Origin of the sequence: Neorhizobium sp. NCHU2750, from assembly GCF_003597675.1 — a bacterium.
Taxonomy (GTDB): domain Bacteria; phylum Pseudomonadota; class Alphaproteobacteria; order Rhizobiales; family Rhizobiaceae; genus Neorhizobium.
In genome coordinates this window covers 407,227-424,851 of the sequence record NZ_CP030827.1, presented here as the reverse complement: position 1 = coordinate 424,851, position 17,625 = coordinate 407,227, and the positions used below count along the sequence as shown (strand labels likewise).

At 62.0% G+C, this 17,625-nt stretch carries 16 protein-coding genes; 5 read left to right on the top strand and 11 right to left on the bottom strand.

The window, feature by feature from the left end:
• Position 1 precedes the first annotated feature (1 nt).
• The 4 genes from mctP to NCHU2750_RS01985 form a co-directional block, all read right to left on the bottom strand.
• Positions 2 to 1,474 carry a monocarboxylate uptake permease MctP gene (gene mctP, locus NCHU2750_RS02000; RefSeq protein WP_119938924.1) on the bottom strand — a complete coding sequence of 491 codons (1,473 nt, stop codon included), beginning with the start codon at positions 1,472 to 1,474 and terminating at the stop codon, positions 2 to 4.
• Positions 1,464 to 1,661, bottom strand: coding sequence for a DUF3311 domain-containing protein (locus tag NCHU2750_RS01995; protein ID WP_119938923.1), 198 nt, complete (start codon positions 1,659 to 1,661; stop codon positions 1,464 to 1,466). The genes mctP and NCHU2750_RS01995 overlap by 11 nt, the downstream gene beginning before the upstream one ends.
• A gap of 157 nt (positions 1,662 to 1,818) precedes the next feature.
• Positions 1,819 to 2,799, bottom strand: coding sequence for a bifunctional riboflavin kinase/FAD synthetase (locus NCHU2750_RS01990; protein ID WP_119938922.1), 981 nt, complete (start codon positions 2,797 to 2,799; stop codon positions 1,819 to 1,821).
• Between the two features lie 69 nt (positions 2,800 to 2,868).
• The gene (locus NCHU2750_RS01985) at positions 2,869 to 3,717 is read right to left on the bottom strand and encodes a TIGR01459 family HAD-type hydrolase (RefSeq protein ID WP_119938921.1); all 849 of its coding nucleotides are present in this window, start codon (positions 3,715 to 3,717) and stop codon (positions 2,869 to 2,871) included.
• A gap of 649 nt (positions 3,718 to 4,366) precedes the next feature.
• Between NCHU2750_RS01985 and groES the strand changes: the two genes are divergently transcribed.
• Together groES and groL are read left to right on the top strand one after the other, a co-directional pair.
• On the top strand, positions 4,367 to 4,663 hold the full coding sequence (groES, locus tag NCHU2750_RS01980; protein WP_119938920.1) for a co-chaperone GroES: 297 nt from the start codon (positions 4,367 to 4,369) through the stop codon (positions 4,661 to 4,663).
• A 58-nt stretch (positions 4,664 to 4,721) separates the two neighbouring features.
• Positions 4,722 to 6,365 (top strand): chaperonin GroEL, encoded by a 1,644-nt coding sequence (groL, locus tag NCHU2750_RS01975; RefSeq protein WP_119938919.1) that lies wholly within the window; start codon positions 4,722 to 4,724, stop codon positions 6,363 to 6,365.
• A gap of 126 nt (positions 6,366 to 6,491) precedes the next feature.
• On the opposite strand, the gene NCHU2750_RS01970 is transcribed toward groL, so the two are convergent.
• Complete coding sequence (locus tag NCHU2750_RS01970; RefSeq protein ID WP_119938918.1) at positions 6,492 to 7,736, bottom strand: adenylosuccinate synthetase; 1,245 nt, start codon at positions 7,734 to 7,736, stop codon at positions 6,492 to 6,494.
• 113 nt (positions 7,737 to 7,849) lie between these two features.
• The gene (locus NCHU2750_RS01965; protein ID WP_119938917.1) at positions 7,850 to 8,755 is read right to left on the bottom strand and encodes a hypothetical protein; all 906 of its coding nucleotides are present in this window, start codon (positions 8,753 to 8,755) and stop codon (positions 7,850 to 7,852) included.
• A gap of 195 nt (positions 8,756 to 8,950) precedes the next feature.
• Between NCHU2750_RS01965 and NCHU2750_RS01960 the strand changes: the two genes are divergently transcribed.
• Positions 8,951 to 9,619 carry an NUDIX hydrolase gene (locus tag NCHU2750_RS01960; RefSeq protein ID WP_119938916.1) on the top strand — a complete coding sequence of 223 codons (669 nt, stop codon included), beginning with the start codon at positions 8,951 to 8,953 and terminating at the stop codon, positions 9,617 to 9,619.
• 172 nt (positions 9,620 to 9,791) lie between these two features.
• Complete coding sequence (locus tag NCHU2750_RS01955; RefSeq protein WP_119938915.1) at positions 9,792 to 10,409, top strand: hypothetical protein; 618 nt, start codon at positions 9,792 to 9,794, stop codon at positions 10,407 to 10,409.
• Positions 10,410 to 10,579: 170 nt separating this feature from the next.
• Here NCHU2750_RS01955 and NCHU2750_RS01950 read toward each other — a convergent pair whose 3' ends face one another.
• Together NCHU2750_RS01950 and NCHU2750_RS01945 are read right to left on the bottom strand one after the other, a co-directional pair.
• Complete coding sequence (locus tag NCHU2750_RS01950; RefSeq protein ID WP_119938914.1) at positions 10,580 to 12,469, bottom strand: methyl-accepting chemotaxis protein; 1,890 nt, start codon at positions 12,467 to 12,469, stop codon at positions 10,580 to 10,582.
• Positions 12,470 to 12,747: 278 nt separating this feature from the next.
• A complete protein-coding gene (locus tag NCHU2750_RS01945; protein ID WP_119942835.1) occupies positions 12,748 to 13,824 on the bottom strand; it encodes a D-alanine--D-alanine ligase family protein in 1,077 nt (358 codons plus the stop codon).
• 707 nt (positions 13,825 to 14,531) lie between these two features.
• Here NCHU2750_RS01945 and NCHU2750_RS01940 point away from each other — a divergent pair.
• Entirely contained in the window at positions 14,532 to 14,978 is a 447-nt protein-coding gene (locus NCHU2750_RS01940) for a DoxX family protein (RefSeq protein WP_119938913.1), read from the top strand.
• Positions 14,979 to 15,056: 78 nt separating this feature from the next.
• Here the strand turns inward: NCHU2750_RS01940 and NCHU2750_RS01935 are convergent, their stop codons facing one another.
• The 3 genes from NCHU2750_RS01935 to NCHU2750_RS01925 are packed head-to-tail and all read right to left on the bottom strand — an operon-like array spanning position 15,057 to position 17,492.
• A complete protein-coding gene (locus tag NCHU2750_RS01935) occupies positions 15,057 to 15,665 on the bottom strand; it encodes a class I SAM-dependent DNA methyltransferase (protein ID WP_119938912.1) in 609 nt (202 codons plus the stop codon).
• Between the two features lie 19 nt (positions 15,666 to 15,684).
• Complete coding sequence (hisG, locus tag NCHU2750_RS01930; protein WP_119938911.1) at positions 15,685 to 16,383, bottom strand: ATP phosphoribosyltransferase; 699 nt, start codon at positions 16,381 to 16,383, stop codon at positions 15,685 to 15,687.
• The gene (locus tag NCHU2750_RS01925; protein WP_119938910.1) at positions 16,383 to 17,492 is read right to left on the bottom strand and encodes an ATP phosphoribosyltransferase regulatory subunit; all 1,110 of its coding nucleotides are present in this window, start codon (positions 17,490 to 17,492) and stop codon (positions 16,383 to 16,385) included. Before NCHU2750_RS01925 ends, hisG begins: the two co-directional genes overlap by 1 nt.
• Positions 17,493 to 17,625 lie beyond the last annotated feature (133 nt).

Below are 17,625 nucleotides of genomic sequence, written 5' to 3'. Positions count from 1 at the left end.
GTCAGGCCGCAGCCACCTGTTTCGGCATCGCGGCGTTGACGACCACCGCCACGATAATGTTGGCGGCAAGCGCCAGAAGGCCGATATAGACGGTGAAGGGCGCGCCACCGAGGCTGATCGCCTGCAGCGGCTTCAGCCCGTTCGACCAGACCAAATACGTGCCGCCGAAGAAGCCGACGAACCAGCCTGCCAGAAGGCCGGGCGCGCGGAACCAGTTCATGAACAGGCCGAAGACGAGTGCGGGAAGCGTCTGCAGGATCCAGATGCCGCCGAGCAGCTGCAGGTCGAGGGCGAACTGGGTGGGCAGGAAGACGATGACGAGCAGCGCCCCGACTTTGACCGCCAGCGACGTCACCTTGGCGACCTTCGCCTCACCCGCCGGATCGACCTTGGGATTGACATAGGCCTTCCAGAAATTGCGGGTGAAGAGGTTGGCGGCACCGATCGACATCACCGCTGCCGGAACCAGCGCGCCGATGGCGACTGCAGCGAAGGCGAAACCGGCAAACCAGCTCGGAAACAGCGTCTGGAACAGCGCCGGCACGACGTCGTTGGGGCTCGACAGCGTCAGATGGGCGGCATGGCCCATATAGCCGAGCAAGGCCAGAAGACCGAGCAGCAGCGTATAGGCCGGCAGCAGCACGGCGTTCTTACGGATCGTCTTGCCGCTGTTCGATGCGAAGATGCCGGTCAGCGTGTGCGGATACATGAAGGCGGCAAGCGCCGAGCCGAGCGCCAGCGTCGCATAGGCGACATACTGGTTGCCGCCGAGAAGCAGGCTGCCTGCACCCTTGGCGGTGAAATCGGCCTGGGCGGCGTTGAAGACGTTTTCATAACCGCCGAGCTTGATCGGGATGACCGCCACCGCCGCGATGACGGCGATATAGATCATGATATCCTTGACGAAGGCGATCAAGGCCGGGGCCCTCAAGCCCGCCGAATAGGTATAGAGCGCCAGCACGATGAAGGCGATGGCAAGCGGCACTTCGCCGTGAAGCCCGAGCGCCTTCAACACCGCCGTCATGCCGACGAGCTGCAGCGCGATATAGGGCATGGTGGCGATGACGCCGGTAATGGCGACCGCGAGTTCAAGGCCGCGCGAGCCGTACTGGCCATAGACCACATCGCCGGCCGTCACATAACCGAAATCCTTGGCCTTCTGCCACAGGACCGGCATGACCATGAAGACGAAGGGATAGACGACGATCGTATAGGGCAGCGCGAAGAAGCCGTAGGCGCCGACCGTATAGACCAAGGCCGGGACGGCGATGACGGTATAGGCCGTGTAGAAATCGCCGCCAACCAGAAACCAGGTGATCCAGGTGCCGAAGGAGCGGCCACCAAGGCCCCATTCGTCGATATGGGCAAGCGTCTTGGGGACGCGCCATCTGGCGGCGACGAAGCCCATGACGGTGACGAGAAGGAAGAAGAAGATGAAAACGGCCAACGCCGTCGGATCGATCTCAGTCGTCATGGCGCATGCTCCGATAGGCGATCCAGGTCAGGACCGCGGTGATCGGCACCCAGGCAAGCTGATACCAGTAGAAAAAAGGAAAGCCGAAAAGAACGGGATCGTGAAAATTGTAGAACGGGACCCACAAAAGGCCGACATAGGGTATCAACAGCAGCCAACAGGCCGCCGTCGCATAGCGTTTTCTCATGATTAGTTATCCCTCACCGAGCGCGACTCCCGCGCACGGGGTAACTAAATCACCTGATACTTATCAAGAACAAGCAACGGCAAGGCGAAGTTCGGCCTGCCGTTGAGGCTGGCATGCGGCAATTGCGCGTCCCGCGTGAATTTGCGGTTTGTCAATTTCAGAAGGCGATTCTTGCGTCCAACTCGCCGATCGGCGTGACACCAGACAGCAGCGCGCGCGCCTCCTCCTCGTCACGCCTGATCTGCGCCACCAGTGGGTCCAGCCCGTCAAATTTCAGCTCGTCGCGCAGATGGCCGAAGAAGGAGACCGAGCCGATCTCGCCATAGAGCGAGCCGGAAAAATCGAAGAGATAGGTTTCGAGCAGCGGCGCGCCATTGTCGGTCACCGTCGGGCGGCGGCCATAGCTTGCCACGGCGTCGTAAAGCGTGCCGTCGGGGCGGCGGAAGCGCACGGCGTAGATGCCGGGCTTCAGTTCCGTTTCCGGCGCAAGCTGCATGTTGGCGGTCGGGAAGCCGAGCTGGCGACCGAGCTTCTGGCCGCCGATCACTTCGCCCTCGACCGTATAGTGATAGCCGAGAAGGCCGGCCGCCTGGCTGACATCGCCCTGGCCCAACAGATTGCGGATGCGGCTGGACGAGATCACCTCGGCATTTTCGTCCCGGAAGGCATCGACCAGCGAGACCGAGAAGCCGTGACGCTCGCCGGCCGCCATCAGAAAGGCCGGGCCGCCTTCCCTGCCCTTGCCGAAATGGAAATCGAAGCCGGTCACGACCGCGCTCGCCCCCAGCCAGTCGATCAGGATCGAGTTGACGAATTCCTCCGCCGAGCGGCCGGCAAACTCGCGGTCGAACGGATATTCGATGACCGAGAGGAAGCCCATGGCTTCCAGCAGCCGTGCCTTGAGCGGCGCGGGCGTCAGGCGGAAAACCGGCTGGTCGGGACGGAAGACGGTGCGCGGATGCGGCTCGAAGGTCAGGACCAGCGCCGGCACGCCACGCTCTTTCGCCAGGTTCAGCGCCCGTTCCAGCACGCTGCGGTGACCGCGATGCACGCCGTCGAAATTGCCGATCGCCACGACGCCGCCCTTCAGGCTCGACGGCAGCGGTTCCTTCTTGTCGTTGCGGTGGAAAACGGTCATGTGGCAGGTCCGGATCAGGCTATTCTACATTGCAAGACCAGTTGGGCGAGATCGATCAGGCCAGATCAATCAAGCCAGTCTGGGCATCCAGAATTTCGGCGCGGCGTTTTCAGCCTTGAGCCAGGCCTTGAGGATCGCCTCGTCGGTCTCGCCGTTGACGGTATATTCCGCGACATGGATGCCGCCGGAGATATAGAGCAGGTCGAGGCCCTGCGAAAGCGCGCCGCGCACATCGGTCGGCATGCCGTCGCCGATAGCGAGCACCTTGGCCTTGTCGAAATCGCCGCGCGCCTCGCGGGCAGCGGCGAGCGACGCATCATAGATCGGAAAATGCGGCTTGCCGGCAATGCGGGTCTTGCCGCCGAGCTGTTCGTAATAGGCGGCAACCGCACCGGCGCAGGGGATCATCTTGTGGCCGCGCTCGACGACCAGATCCGGATTGGCGCAGATGAAGGGAACGTCGCGGGCGACCCAGGCCTTCAGCATGTCGGTATAATCTTCCGGCACTTCCTTCTCGTCGTCGAAGAAGCCGGTGCAGACGATGGCTTCGGCCTCATCGGCGGAGACGACCTCGACGTCGATGCCGTCGAAAAGCGGCATGTCGCGCTCGGGGCCGAGCAGGAACACCTTTTTCGGACCTTCGGCGATCAGGGTGCGGGTGACGTCGCCGGAGGTGACGATACGGTCATAGGTATCGTCGGCAACACCGAGTGCCTTCAACTGGGTGATGACGCCCGGCGACGGGCGCGGGGAATTGGTGATCAGCACGACGGTGGCACCCGCCTTGCGGGCCGCCGCGAGTGCGTGGCAGGAATGCTGGAAGGCAGAAACGCCGTTATGCACCACGCCCCAGACATCGGACAGGACCACGTCGTAGCCGCCGAGAACCTCGCTCAAATTCTGGATGCGCTCAACCATTCTTATCGATCACCTCTGCATGGAACTGCCGGTGATGTCGCAAAGCGTAGCCGCTATGGCAAGGAGATTTGCGTGCGGTGCGGGATATTTCATCGGATCGTTACATGAGAGCCGGCAGGCGGATCGGGAAGCGGCTGCGACGCAAAAGCCCAGAACGGCAACCATGCTCCGTCTCTTGCGACCAAGACCCCTCCCTACCCTCGCCACAAGGGGGAGGGCTTAACCCAGCTGCCCCCCGGGCTTCAATTGAGCCAAGGCGGTCACCTCAGATCCTCTCCCCTCTTGTGGGGGAGATGGCCGGCAGGCCAGAGGGGGACTTTGTCAGATACAAACCGGCTGCCTTGAAGCAGGCCACCACGAAGGAAGCCGCCTCTTTAAAACTGTCACGTTCAGGCGTTATCAGGGACGCTGCCATCCTCTGGTCAAACTCGGTCGGCAAAAGCCATGCTGCCCGGGAAGGGCGGTTCCGTTAAGCCTATTTCGCCTGATGGAGCGCGGTGGCAACGAAAATTTCGAGCCCGTTCTTGACTCGCCTGATGGCCACCCTTATCTCGGGCTCCGTTAGCACTCTGAAGAGAGGAGTGCTAAACGAGATCCGCGGGTCTTATTCCTGAGACCTGTCCATGTCATTTGATCGAGGGATTAGACAATGGCAAGCACAACTTTCCGCCCCCTGCACGATCGCGTTGTCGTCAAGCGCGTCGAGTCTGAAGAAAAGACCAAGGGCGGCATCATCATTCCGGACACCGCCAAGGAAAAGCCGGCTGAAGGCGAAATCATCGCCGTTGGTCCGGGTTCGCGCGACGACAAGGGTGCACTCGTTGCTCTCGACGTCAAGGTCGGCGACCGCGTCCTGTTCGGCAAGTGGTCCGGCACGGAAGTCAAGCTTAACGGCGAAGACCTTCTGATCATGAAGGAATCCGACATCATGGGCGTTATCGGCTGATTGCCGGCAACGCCTTTTTCTTAAAATTCGCTGACACCTCTATTCAGGAGTTCTCAACATGGCAGCTAAAGAAGTAAAATTCGGCCGCTCTGCGCGCGAAAAGATGCTGCGCGGCGTCGACATCCTCGCTGACGCAGTGCAGGTAACGCTCGGCCCGAAGGGTCGTAACGTCGTTATCGACAAGTCCTTCGGCGCTCCGCGCATCACCAAGGACGGCGTATCGGTCGCCAAGGAAATCGAACTTGACGACAAGTTCGAAAACATGGGCGCCCAGATGGTCCGCGAAGTCGCTTCGAAGACCAACGATATCGCCGGCGACGGCACCACGACTGCAACCGTTCTGGCCCGCGCGATCGTTCGCGAAGGTGCAAAGGCCGTTGCTGCCGGCATGAACCCGATGGACCTGAAGCGCGGCGTTGACCTCGCTGTTGCAGAAGTCGTCAAGGACCTGCAGGCAAAGGCAAAGAAGATCTCCACCTCGGCTGAAGTTGCCCAGGTCGGCACGATCTCTGCCAACGGCGACAAGCAGGTTGGTGCAGACATTGCCGAAGCCATGCAGAAGGTTGGCAACGAAGGCGTCATCACCGTCGAAGAAGCCAAGACCGCTGAAACCGAACTCGAAGTCGTCGAAGGCATGCAGTTCGACCGCGGCTACCTGTCGCCCTACTTCGTGACCAACCCGGAAAAGATGATCGCCGACCTCGACGACGCTTTCATCCTCCTGCACGAAAAGAAGCTCTCGAACCTCCAGGCCATGCTGCCGGTTCTCGAAGCCGTCGTTCAGACCGGCAAGCCGCTCGTCATCATCGCTGAAGACGTCGAAGGCGAAGCTCTTGCAACGCTCGTCGTCAACAAGCTGCGTGGCGGCCTGAAGATTGCTGCCGTCAAGGCTCCGGGCTTCGGCGATCGCCGCAAGGCCATGCTGGAAGACATCGCCATCCTGACCGGTGGTACCGTCATTTCCGAAGACCTCGGCATCAAGCTCGAAAACGTCACCCTCGACATGCTCGGCCGTTCCAAGAAGGTTTCGATCTCCAAGGAAAACACGACGATCGTCGACGGCGCCGGCCAGAAGGCTGACATCGAAGGCCGCGTAGCCCAGATCAAGGCGCAGATCGAAGAAACCACTTCGGACTACGACCGCGAAAAGCTGCAGGAACGTCTTGCCAAGCTCGCTGGCGGCGTTGCCGTCATCCGCGTCGGCGGCTCGACCGAAATCGAAGTCAAGGAACGCAAGGACCGCATCGACGACGCTCTGAACGCAACCCGCGCGGCCGTTCAGGAAGGCATCGTACCGGGCGGCGGCGTTGCCCTGCTCCGTTCGGCTTCGAAGATCACCGCCAAGGGTGAAAACGATGACCAGGAAGCTGGCATCAACATCATCCGCCGCGCGCTGCAGGCCCTGGTTCGCCAGATCGCCGAAAACGCCGGTGACGAAGCTTCGATCGTGGTCGGCAAGATCCTCGAAAAGAACGAAGACAACTTCGGTTACAACGCCCAGACGTCCGAATATGGCGACATGATCGCCATGGGTATCGTCGACCCGGTCAAGGTTGTCCGTACGGCTCTGCAGAACGCAGCTTCGGTTGCTTCGCTGCTGATCACCACGGAAGCCATGATCGCCGAGCTGCCGAAGAAGGACGCTCCGGCCGGCGGCATGCCTGGCGGCATGGGCGGAATGGGCGGCATGGACATGATGTGAGACCATTGAGGTCTTGCGTCTGAGCCATCCGGTTCAGAATACGGAAAGGGCGGTCGCGAGGCCGCCCTTTTTGCATTAGGGGCAATGCTTTCAACATTTTGTGCAGAGGATCAGGGGCATGCTCCATCAAGCATCGGTCACCATATCTGCGTTCAGATCCACCTCCACCTTGCTGCTGACGTCGTGGCGCCCCGGCCCCCAGCTTTCCGCCGCAAGCGCAAGACCGGCAGCCTCCGCGATGCGGCAGGCCGCGCCTGCCGGATCGAGATACACGGCGTTGCCATCATCAACCACGGCAAAGGCGCCTTCCGCCTGATCGAGACAGGTGACTGCGAGACCCGCCGAGACGGCAATGCCAGCATGGTCGCGGTCGAGATCATGGGCGATGGCATTGCGCAGGATATCGAGATCGAGCGGTGCGAGGCGCAGGGTCCCCTGCCAGTCGTTCGGCGCGTTGGTCGGGTCAGTGATGCGCAGATTTTCAAGTCTCGCCACCTCGCCCTTCAGCGGCCCCGCGCCGTGCCGGGTGGTATAGACGCGCGTCACATAGGTCACGTCGAGCGTATCGATGCCGGCTCCCGAGGCGATGGCAAGAATGTTTTTAAGCCCGGTATTGGAACGGGTCACATGCGGGAAGGCACCGAAATCCTGATCGAGCAGCAGGCCTTGAGCCGCCTCGAAAATGACCGGTCCCAGTTCGGCCAGCCGACGGTCGGGCCACAGCACAACATGATCGAGCGTCGCCTCACAGTCCTCCATGAACCGCAACATCGTGGCCTCCGCCCGAAGCGCCGATGCCAGTTCGCCGGGAAGGTTTTCCATGCCGAGAGCGGCCAGCCGGTCAGGCACCCAGAGGTCACGTATCGCAGCAAGGCGGGCGGCAAGATCGGGACGATAGAGATCACGCAGGGTGAGCGAGAATTCCGGCCTCAGGTTGCGTTCGATCGTTTCGCCGAAACCGAGGCCGCAACTGCCGTGACGGCCATGGCCACGCGCCATCTCGACCGCCTGGTTGAGGATGACGTCATAGGGCGTGGTGACGGGAACGGCAGGATCACCGGTCAGGCGGCGCCGGATACCGAGATCGGCGAGCGTGGCGAGTTCGTCGATCAGCAGCATCGGATGGGCGACGAAGAAGCGGCTGAAATGGGTCGCGGCACCGGCGAAGCTGCCCGATCCCACATGGTGGAAAACGTGTCGCATACCTTGCGGCGAGATGACCGTGTGGCCGGCCTGGGCGCCGCCATTGCTGCGGACGACGACGGCGTTTTCGCCGGTGTTTTCCGCCATGGCCGACAATCGGTCGACCATCAATCCCTTGCCTTCGTCACCATAGGCAGCGCCGATGACGGCCTGTGCTCGGATGTTCATGGGAAAGCTCCTTGTCTTGGGATTAAAGAGGGCAACGAAGGGTGCAGAAAGCCCTCCCCTCGTCGCAGGGGTGGGAGGGGCTCCCTATCCCCTCCCGAAATGCAGCCGCCGGATCAGAAGAAGTTCAGGAACTTTCTCTTCGGGCGGGCGTGCACGGCCCTGGCGACGATGGTGCCGGCCTCGGCGCCCCAGCTTGCGGCCACATCATCGGCGTCTCGCCCTTCGTTGATCTCGATGATCGACACGACCAGTTCGGCCAGACGGCGGTAGTCTTCCAGCACATAGGTGCGGCCGGGCAAAAGCGGCTCCCAGGTGTCCAGCACCCTCGACATCCGGCTGGCGGCATAGCCTTCGCGAATGACGATGTGGAAGACGTCGTAATATTTCTGCGCAGCCTGCAGGCATTGGCGGGCGCTCAGGCCTCCGCGCGGACCTTCGGTGCCGAAGATCTCGCTAATCTGCCGGCCGGTCAGCCCGTCGAGGATCGGCTCGTCGCCGATGGTGAAGAGATACCCCTTGCGGCCGCGCTTCTCGAAGGCATCGGTGGATGTCTTCAAGGCGGCAAGCAGGTGGGCTGCACTGTAGCTTTCGCCGTCATTGCCGCCGCCACCGCCTTCCAGCCACAAGCCGCGGATCTGGCTTGCGAGCGAGATATCGGCCTCGAACTGGGTCGCCTGAAGCGGTGCCCGGTCGCAGGTCGCATCCCCGATCGCCGCGACCATGATATGCGGATCGCTGACCGGGCGCCGGTCGTAGATTTCCGATGTCAGCGTCACCAGCCCGTTGCGCATCAATTCATGCGCGATCATGCCCATCGAACCGGTCACGTCAGCGGCAAGGATGATCGGCGTCGACTGCGGGTTGAAATCGCTGTCGCGACTTTCGCGATAGCCGAAGCGCGCCGGATCGAAACGCGGGTCCATGCCGGTAGCGCCGAAAATCTCCGAACGGCTGCGGCCGTTGACGTGGCGCGCGTTGTAATCGGCCCAATCGGCCGTGCTGAAACGTCCCATACCCATGGCAACACTCCTTTGCTTCTGCCTTCGGTTCGCGGCGCCGGGCTGCGTTCCGTTTCGAACACTGCCCGCCTGCCGGTGATCTCTATATAAACTTGCAATATGTATTTTGCAAGTTGCCATTTGCAATTTGTTGTTCTGCGAGGCAGCGGTTAAGGAAGAGGCCATGAGCGCGAAGCGCTGACGAGGTTTGAAGAGATGGCTGAAACCGACTACCCGCGGCCGATCGTGACAGTGGACATCGTGCTTTTGACGGTCTGCGCCGCGCGGCTGCATGTTGCACTCCTGCCGCGCCCGGGCGAACCTTATGCAGGCGCCCCGGCACTGATCGGCGGTTATGTCCATACCGACGAGGATGCCGATACCCAATCTGCCGTGGTCCGCATTCTCAAGGCCAAGGCGGGGCTGACCGGTATCTTCTTCGAACAGCTCAAGACCTTTGCCTCCGCGACTCGCGATCCGCGCGGCTGGTCTGTGTCCATCGCCTATGTTGCACTGGTCCCCCCTGCCCTGGTGGAGCATGCGGGCGTCACCCTCGATCTGCGACCTGCCGTTTCGCCGGGCGAACTGCCCTTCGATCACGGCGAGATCATCAAGACCGCGCTGGAAAGGCTGCGCGGCAAGGGCGCCTATTCCACCATTCCGGCACGGCTTCTCCCGGATGTTTTTACGATGTCGGAACTGCAGGCGATCTACGAGACCGTGATGGGCGAGAGGCTGGACCAGAGCGCCTTTCGTCGCAAGATCAACGACCTCGACCTTTTGGAGGAGGTAGAGGGCGAGAAAAGGCAAACGGAGCGGGCAAGACGGCCGACGACGCTCTACCGGCTCAAATCACCGCTCAAGGTATTCGACCGACGGATCTGATCTGATCTGATCTGGCCGGACATTATTCGGTATCGGATCAAGGAGATATCCGCCCGATGCCGCCACAGCCATATGCCCGCATGGCGTGTGGCATCCTGAGTCCATATCATCTAAACGCTTCTTCGAATGGCATGAAGCCGGCCTTCGGGCCGGCCGCGACAAGGAGACCCGGATGCGACATGAGGAAACGATCAGCAGAGGCAGCTTCACCTTGCGACGGCCGGATGTTCTGGCGGTCATGGAGGTCCAGCGCGGCGCATCAGCCGCAGTGGTCGAAGACAAGACCGGGCTGTGGCGCAAGCTCCGCCTCCTGTCGATCATCGTGCTGATCCCGTCGATCATTGCCGGCATCTGGCTCAACCGACCGCCCTATATGCAGATCGGCGTGGTGATCCTGATCGTCTTCGGCTTTCTGTTCAAATTCAGCGACTGGCGGATAAAGCGGGGCATGGGGCAACTCGGCGCGAGCAGAACCGTGTCGCAGAAGGCCGTGGTCAAGGCGATCGACAAGCGGATCTTCAAGGGCCGCGACAGCGTGCGCGGCGAGGCCCGTTTCAGCGAGGACGGTTTCGAGCTGGTGCAGGACAATGTCCGCTTCGCCGCCAACTATGACGACGCCGAAAGGATAGGCCTGATCTTCGAGCGCGACGGCATCCTGCAGATCACCGCCGGTGACGCCCGCGACCTGCCGGACGTCATCTTCTTCATTCCGCTTGCGCAGATGTCGGACGCGGATGCCGTGATGGAGCGGGTGCAGAACAGTTCGTCATTCGTCTTCACCCACGCCTGAGATCAGCGGATAACCGGATATGGGGGACATCAGCACAGCCAATGACAAGGCACAGTATTAGCCCGCAAGTTATTACTTGATGTCTGCGTAACCCAAGCGGGCTGTGCGGCCTGACTGCGCTGCCCCGCGGTAACACCGCGCCAGAGGTGATACGGGCAACGCAAGCAGCCTCAGGCGCTGCGGCGTAGAGATGGCGTTGCGGATGACGGGGCGGCCATCGCTTCGGCGGTGCGGCGCAGGTGCTCCGCCTGATCATCTTCCATCTCGGCAACCTCGATGCGGAACCGGCCGATCAGGTCCTGGAGCCGGCCGGCTTCGGCGGCGAGCGTGGCGCCGGCGGCGTTGGCTTCTTCCACCATGGCGGCATTCTGCTGGGTTACCTGGTCCATGCGGTTGACGGCACCGTTGACTTCGGAAAGCCCGGTCGACTGTTCCCGCGACGAGGTGGCGATCGCATCCATATGCCCGTTGATTGAAACGATATGCGCCTCAATCGCCTTCAACGCGGTGCCGGTCTCGCTGACCAGCTTGACGCCGGAGGAGACCTCGACGGAGGATTTGCCGATCAGGCCCTTGATCTCGCGGGCGGCGGCTGCGGAACGCTGCGCAAGTTCGCGTACTTCCTGGGCGACGACGGCAAAGCCCTTGCCTGCATCGCCGGCGCGGGCCGCCTCGACGCCGGCATTCAAGGCCAGAAGGTTGGTCTGGAAGGCAATCTCGTCGATCACCCCGATAATGCTGGAAATCTGGCCGGAGGACTGTTCGATACGTGCCATCGCCTCGACGGTGTTCTGCACTACCTGACCCGACAGGCGGGCGCTCTTGTTCGCCTCGACGGCGGCGCTGCGGGCCTCTTCGGCCCGCCTCGTCGAATTGGCCACATTGGTGGTGATCTCGTCGAGCGCTGCCGCGGTCTCTTCCAGCGAGGCCGCCTGCTGCTCGGTGCGCTTGGCAAGGTCGTCGGCGCTCTGGCTGACTTCCCGCGAGCCGCTGTCGATCGAGCGGGTGGCGCGGGCGACGGCACCGAGCGCCTGCTGCAACTGGACGACTGCCGCGTTGAAATCGCTGCGCAGTGTTTCGAAATCGGCGGCGAAGGGGGCGTCGAGCCTTGCGGTCAGATCGCCGGCGGCAAGCTGCCTCAGGCCGCCCGCCAGCCCTTCCGTCGCCCTGGCCATCGCGGCTGCGCGGATGCGATCCTCTTCGGCATGGGCATCACGCTGCCTTGCCGCGATATCGCGGTGTTCCGCCGCCTCGCGCTCCGTCTCGCGCGCCCTGTGGGCGTTGTCCTTGAACACCTGAACGGCATTGGCCATGGCGCCGATCTCATCGCGCCGTGTCGTGCCGGAAATCTCTACCTCGTATTCGCCCGAGGCGAGCGTCGCCATGATGCCGCTCAGCCGGTTGACCGGGCGCACCAGCCAGAACCGGACCGCAATCCAGGCAAGTGCCATGATCAGGACCGTGCCGCCAACCATTGCAGCAACGGATGTCGAGGCGGTCTGCCAGAGGCTCGCATGCAGCTCCATTCCGCCCGCCGCGGCGGCATCTTCGAGCTCCTTCGACTTGCCGATGATCTTGGCCGCAAGCGGCGGAAAGTTGGGCTGACACTGCTTGCTGAAGGCGTCGATCGCCTCCAGCCGGTCTGCCTTGGTCGTCGACATCAGTCCGTCGTCGCGGGTTTCCTTGCAGGCCTTGTCGAGGACATCGATGGCGGATTGCTTGATCGCGGTCATCTCGGCATCGCCCGGTGTTGCAGCGATCACGCTGTCCATCAGCGCCTCGAATTCCTTGCGGGTGGCATTATAGTCCTTGAACGCGCGTCCGACCGCCTCGGGCTCCGACACCATGACGAGGTCGGCAATATCGGCGCGGGCGTTCTGCAGTTCGAGATTGGCCTTGAGCAGCGTCACCGAGGCGCGGATCTCGCCGTTCATCAACCTGGTAATCTGGTCATCGGCGCCGATCATGCTCTTGCCGGCATAAAGTGCCGCGGCGATCGAAAACAGGCCGAAGACAGCGAGGATCGAGAGGATCTTCCAGGCGATCTTGATATGCTGCATGGCTGAAACTTCCTGACGTCCTGACTACGGTTGCAAAGGCGCGGACAATCTCCTTAGGGGTGAATTTCCGACGCCCGGGGCAGCCATCGCATCCGGGTTTCAACAGAAAGTTAATATGACAGTTCCGTGACGCAAATTTCACAATATGGCGCGATGCGTTACGTATTACGAACATAACACATTGTAATATATATGTTTTTAATAAATAGCGTGATGCCGGCGCTGGTTCTCGAACGATGGCGGAGGCGGCAGCAAAGGCGCCGCCCCGGCCCGGTCGCTCAAACCGCGTTGCGTGCCCTAGCGATACCGTGTTCGACCAGCCGGTCGATGACCTCAGGGTAGCTGACGCCGCTTGCGGCCATCACCTTGGAATACATGCTGATATTGGTGAAGCCGGGAATGGTGTTGAGTTCGTTGACGAGGATCCTGCCATCCGGCGTCAGGAAGAAGTCCGCGCGCGCCATGGCATCGCAGCCGAGTGCCCGGAAGGCTTTCACGGCGAAGGCGCGGATCTCGTCCTCGACGTCCTCCGGCATCTGTGCCGGCACGCGGAGTGCTGCGCCATCCTCGTCGATATATTTGGCATCGTAGCTGTAGAAGCCGTGGCTTTCGGCGGGCACGATCTCGCCGGTCGTCGAGACGAACAGGCTGCCATCCGGCGCTTCCAGCACGGCGCATTCGATCTCGCGGCCACGGATGAATTCTTCCGCCAGAAGCTTGCTGTCATGGCGAAAACCTTCCGCCAGCGCCTTGTCGTAATCCGCGCTGGTCGCAACCTTGCTGACACCGACCGACGAGCCCTGGCGAGCCGGCTTGATGAAGACGGGAAGGCCAAGGGTTGCTTCAAGTTCGTCGAAGGCGGGAACCGCATCCTGATAGACCGTCACCGAGCGTGCCGCCGGAATGCCGGCCTCGTTGAACAGTCGCTTGGCGATATCCTTGTCGAGTGCATTGGCGGAGCCGAGCACGCCGCATCCGGCCAGCGGCACGCGGGCGACTTCGGCAAGCCCCTGCACGGCGCCATCTTCCGCATGGAGGCCGTGGATGACGGGAAAGATGATATCGAAAGCCGGCAGCTCATAGGGGGTGCCGGCCTGCGGCAGGGCGACCGCGCGGCCCCTGCCGCCGGGCACGAGGCTGAGTTCGGTACCATGCTCGGGCCTTGCCAGCTCACCATCCTCGAAGGCGCTCAGCCGCCACAGTCCTTCGCGAGTGATGAAGATCGGCACGGCATCGTATTTGTCCGGATCGAGCGCGTTCATCACATTGGTCGCCGACATGATCGACACATCGTGCTCGGCCGACCGCCCGCCGAAAAGAACCCCGATACGCAATTTCCCTGAAATATCCGCCATGATCGAATCCCCCATATGAACTGCCGCAAGCCTGCCGAGGTTTGCGTCGGTTCTGTGGCCAAAGGCGGCCGTCGGCAAAGATCAGCAGTTGCAGACAGAAAAAAGTGACGTCGGCCAGATCGGTTTCGGATGGAGAACGGAAAGTGGTTGCGCACGGGACGGATTCGGCTGCAGCGAGCGAGGACGAATGACAGCTTCGTTCCAAGATGATTCAATGGCCTAGCAGAAATCTCGGACCTTATCGTCCCCGGTAGCGGAAGAGACCGCATACTTGCCCTGCTTCCGCCACCGGAGTGTTTCGCGAGACGTTCGCGGGCAGGCAGAGGCTGGCAACCGGCCGATCAGTCTGCAACCACCGCGGACTTTGGCAGCCTGTCGAAGAACCGACCCAGTTGGCCCGAAAGGAGGCAAACAGGAAGGAAGGGACGGAAGACAGGAGACGGAATGCCAGGGCCGCGCAATTGCAACGCCTAACAACACTACCAACCCTACGATCCCGCAATTGCGCGGCTTCTCCCCATGCCCTGGCAGTTTTCACGGTTCCAACCGGACCGCTCCTCGGCATGCATATATCGTTCATTTTTTGCGAACAATTCGTCTACTTGTGTTCATCTTTCGTATCCGAGGTAAAAATGGCAAACAGGTTTCCAGAGAATTCAACGGCTGGCCCCAACAAAGCGGTGTGCAGCGAACATCTGGAGACTTCCATGTCCAACTCTCAGAACGGCATTATTCTGATCGCACGCATTCTGCTTGCCTTCATGTTCATCTATACCGGTTTCGGCAAGGTTACCGACCCGGCCGGCACTGCGGGCATGATCGCCGGTGCCGGCCTTCCGGCTGCGACCGCGCTTGCCTATCTCGCCGGCATTTTCGAACTGGTCACCGGCATCTGCGTTTTGATCGGCTTCCAGGTCAAGATCATCGGCTGGGTGCTTGCCCTGTTCTGCATCTTCACCGCGCTCGTCTTCCACCTGCCGACCGTTGCCGTTCCCGGCTGGCCTGAACCGGCTCTTGGCTGGATCAATGCTCTCAACGGCATCATGGTGATGAAGAACTTCACGCTTGCCGGCGCCTATATCATGCTCGCCACCTTCGGCGCAGGCGCCTACTCGCTCGATGCCCGCCGCGGTTCGGTCGCAATTGCCGCCTAACGTTTATCAATTCCCTGCCAAGACATTCCCGCCGGACCAACATCCGGCGGGTTTTTTATTGCCAAAACGATGGATAAATCAGCGCCTGATATTGCGGGCGAGCCAGACGGTAGCACCACCGCAGACGGGGTCCTGGGTGATCTGGGCAACGACTTCAAAGCCGTTTTTGGTCAGCAGTGCCTGATACTCATCCCTCGACAGGCTGGCGTGATACAACGGCTCACCGCCGAACTCGCCCATCGCCTCGCCCTCGAAATGACCGGCGGTGAACATCAGGGCAGCACCCGGACCGGCCATGGCGCCGAAACGCGGGAACATCGCCCGCTGGTCATCGGCATTGAGGTGGAAGAAGCTGTGCCAGGCGAGGATGCCGTCGAACTTCGTCGGGATAAAAAATTTGCGCATGTCGGCCTGGTACCAGGCCATGCCGGGAAAGCGCTGCCGGGCAAGGCCGGTCAGCGTCTTCGACGTGTCGACGCCGGTCACATGAAAGCCGCGCTTGATCAGGAAGGCTGCCATCGGCTCGGCACCGCCGCAACCGAGATCGAGCACATGGCCGCGGCGCGGCATCAGGGCCGAAAAATGTTCGAGCCACGGCCTTTCGAACAGGTTCCTGCCGCGCAGCTTGTCGAAAGCCAGCGCGTGGCGCTCGTAGAGCGGGATGATATTGGCGTCTTCGCCTGACATCAGAAGCGGACCATGAGGATCAGACGACCTTGCGCACGGCCTCGACGATCGCCATCACGCGCGGATCGCCCTTGTGGCTTTCCTTGCGGGCGCGGACGAGGCAGGCTTCCGATTTGAGGATGATGCCGTCCGACAGGATCTTCAGGTGATTGGCCTTGAGCGTCGAGCCGGTCGAGGTGATGTCGACGATGATATCCGCCTGGCCCGCCGCGGGCGCGCCTTCGGTGGCGCCGAGGCTTTCGACGATGCGATAGAGCTGGATACCGTGTTGCGCGGAGAAATGCTGCTGGGTCAGCCGCCAGTATTTGGTGGCGATCTGCAGGCGGCGGCCGTGGCGGGAGCGGAAATCGGCGGCGACATCACCGAGATCCGCCATGGTGTCGACATCGAGCCAGATTTCCGGCACGGCAACGACGACATCGGCATGACCGAAGCCGAGGCGGGCTGCAATTTCCATCTTCGCGTCGGCATCGATCAGGCCTTCGCGGATCAGATCTTCGCCGGTCACGCCGAAATCGACGGTGCCGGCGCCGATCTCGCGGGCGATCTCCGAAGCTGACAGGAAGGCGATCTCCATATCGTCACGGCCTTCGACACGGCCACGATAGGAACGCTCGTTGCCGACGGCGACGATCGGCAGGCCGGCGCGTTCGAAGATCGCAGACGCATCTTCCTTCATCCGGCCCTTGGAGGGCAGAGCAATGGTAATGGTGGACATCAGCGCGCCCTCGCCTTTTCGATCCGGTCGAGCCAGAGCGAGAAGCCCACGGCCGGAATGTCTTCGTTCGCACCGAGCAAGGTCATCAGCCGGTCGAAACGGCCACCGCCCGCCAGAACCGCATCATCGCGGCTGACCTCGAAGACGAGGCCGGTGTAATAATCGAGCGGACGGCCGAAGGCAGCGCGATAGGTGACCCTGGTCAGGTCGACGCCGAGATCGGCAAGCGCTCCAGCACGCGCCTCGAAAGTGGCAAGTGCCTGGCCCATGGAAAGCCCGGCGGCATCGGCAAAGCCTGCCAGTGCGGCCGGCGCCTCGGACATCGGCATTTCGAGCGACAGGAACTCGCTGAGCAGCAGAAGCGCTGCGCCATCGAGCCGCGTTTCGGCCAGCGCCAGCTTTTCCTTCAGCCGCGCGGCGATTTCGCGCGGCGAGCGGCTGGCATTGGTGGAATAGCCGGTTTCCTGCATCGTGTGGTCGATATGGGCAATCAGCGCCGCCTCGTCCTGCCGCAGCAATTGGGCCAGTTCCGGCGACAGGCCGGCGACGGGCTGCGGGCTGGCCAGGCTGAGCAACAGGTGCTTCAGATGCGCGGTATTGCCGAAAGACTGGATCAGCCGCTTCTGCCAGCCGGCGGGAAGGCCGAGCGCCTTGACCACCGCCTCGTAGACCGCCTGGTCGCCGAGGGTGATCTTCAGCCGGCGGCCGGGAATGAGGTTCTCAAGGATCTCGACCGCATCGTTGACGGCACGGGCATCGGCATCGGCGATTGCCGTTTCACCGAGATCCTCGATGCCGGCCTGATAGAATTCGTTGTCGCCCTCGCGGCGCTGGCGGAAGACTTCGCCGAGATAGCAGTAACGCCGCGGCGTGCCGGTGGCATTGGCAATGTGGCGCAGGCAGACGGGAATGGTGAATTCCGGCCGCAGACACAGGCTTTCGCCCGTCTCGCTCTCGGTCAAGAAGATGCGGCGGCGCAGATCCTCGCCGGCCATATCGAGAAACGGTGCTGCCGGCTGGATGACTGGCGTGTCGATGCGAGCGGTCCCGCGGGCGGCGAATTCGTCGAGCAGGTGGCCGGAGAATTCCGGCATGTTGATCAGAGGCATGAAAGGAAGTCCCCTCCCCGTCGCTTCGCTCCGACCCTCCCCACAAGGGGGAGGGTTAAGCCAGCCGCACCATCAGGTGCGAAATCATCAAACTTGGCGGTGGCTTGAAAGGCAAACCAAGAACGCCGACCTG